1 protein-coding gene is annotated in these 1,659 nt (G+C 75.2%); it reads right to left on the minus strand.

Annotated elements, in window-relative coordinates:
• Nucleotides 1–1,659, minus strand: a 1,659-nt coding sequence (locus WBA97_RS08700) for a type I polyketide synthase (RefSeq protein ID WP_424230208.1), incomplete at both ends; no start/stop codon positions are given.

Consider the following 1,659-nt stretch of genomic DNA (forward strand, 5'->3'; position numbering starts at 1 on the left):
GGGCCGCCTGCGCCAGCGCGGGTGCCGTGCGGGCCGACAGCACCCACGGCAGCGGCCCGTCCCCCGTCGCCGGAGCGGGCACCGGCCCGGCGTCGTACTGCTCGATGACGGTGTGGGCGTTGGTGCCGCTCATGCCGAACGAGGAGATCGCGGCCCGGCGCCGGTGGCCGGTCTCCGGCCATGGCACGGTGCCGGTGAGCAGTTCGACGTCCCCGGCGGACCAGTCCACGTGCTGGGAGGGTTCGTCGACGTTCAGTGTCGGCGGCAGCGTCCCGTGCCGGATGGCCATCACCATCTTGATCACCCCGGCGACCCCGGCGGCGGCCTGGGTGTGCCCGATGTTGGACTTGACCGAGCCGAGCAGCAGCGGCCGCTCCCGGTCCTGGCCATAGGTGGCGAGCAGCGCGGTGGCCTCGATGGGATCGCCGAGGGTGGTGCCGGTGCCGTGCGCCTCCACCGCGTCCACCTCCGACGGGGCAAGCCCGGCGTCGGCCAGCGCGGCCCGGATGACGCGTTGCTGGGCGGCACCACTCGGCGCGGTGAGACCGTTCGACGCGCCATCGGAGTTGATCGCCGAACCGCGGACCACCGCGAGCACCGGGTGCCCGTTGCGTTCGGCGTCGGAGAGCCGCTCGACCAGGAGCATGCCGACGCCCTCGCCCCAGCCGGTGCCGTCGGCGTTCGAGGAGAACGCCTTGCAGCGGCCGTCCGGGGCGAGCGCGCCAACCTGCCCGCTGTCGACGAACATCGCCGGGTTGGTCATCACGGTCACGCCACCCGCCAGCGCCATCGTCGCCTCGCCGGCGCGCAGGGCGCGCACGGCAAGGTGCAGGGCGACCAGCGAGGACGAGCACGCCGTGTCGACGGTGAGCGCGGGACCTTCCAGACCGAAGGCGTAGGCGACGCGGCCGGACAGGACGCTGGTGGCCGCGCCGGTGAGCATGTGGCCCCGGGTGCCCTCGGGCAGGTCGAACTGGCCGAAGCCGTACGCGGAGTTGGCACCGCCGACGAACACCGCGGTGCGGCTGCCGCGCAGGGACGCCGGGAGGATGCCCGCCCGCTCGACCGCCTCCCACGACGTCTCCAGGAGCAGGCGCTGCTGCGGGTCCATCGCCAGCGCCTCGCGGGGACTGATGGCGAAGAAGGCGGGGTCGAAGCGGTCGGCGTCGTCGACGAAGCCGCCGATGGGGGTGGCGCCCGCCGCGGTGACCGCGCCGATGTCCCAGCCGCGGTCGGCCGGGAAGTCGCGGAGCGCGTCGACGCCGTCGGCGACGAGCCGCCACAGGTCATCGGGTCCTGCGACGCCGCCGGGGAACCGGCAGGCCATGCCGATGATCGCGATCGGCTCGTCGGCCGCGAGCGCGGCGGTGGTCTCCTCACTGGTGCCGCCGCCGAGGTCGCGGTGCAGGCGGTCGGCGAGGGCGTCGGGGGTGGCGTGGTCGTAGACGACGGTCGTGGGCAGCGGGACGCCGGTCGCGGCGACGAGCCGGTTGCGTAGTTCGACGGCGGCCAGCGACCCGACGCCGATGTCGGCGAACGGCCGGTCGGCGACGACGTCGTCCGCCGAGGCGAACCCGAGGGTGTCGGCGGCGGTCGCGCGGACGAGGTCCAGCAGGGCGGTGCGGCGGTCGGCCGCCGACAGCGCGGTCAGCCGGGGCC

Origin of the sequence: Actinophytocola sp., assembly GCF_049647105.1 — a bacterium.
GTDB lineage: Bacteria > Actinomycetota > Actinomycetes > Mycobacteriales > Pseudonocardiaceae > Actinophytocola.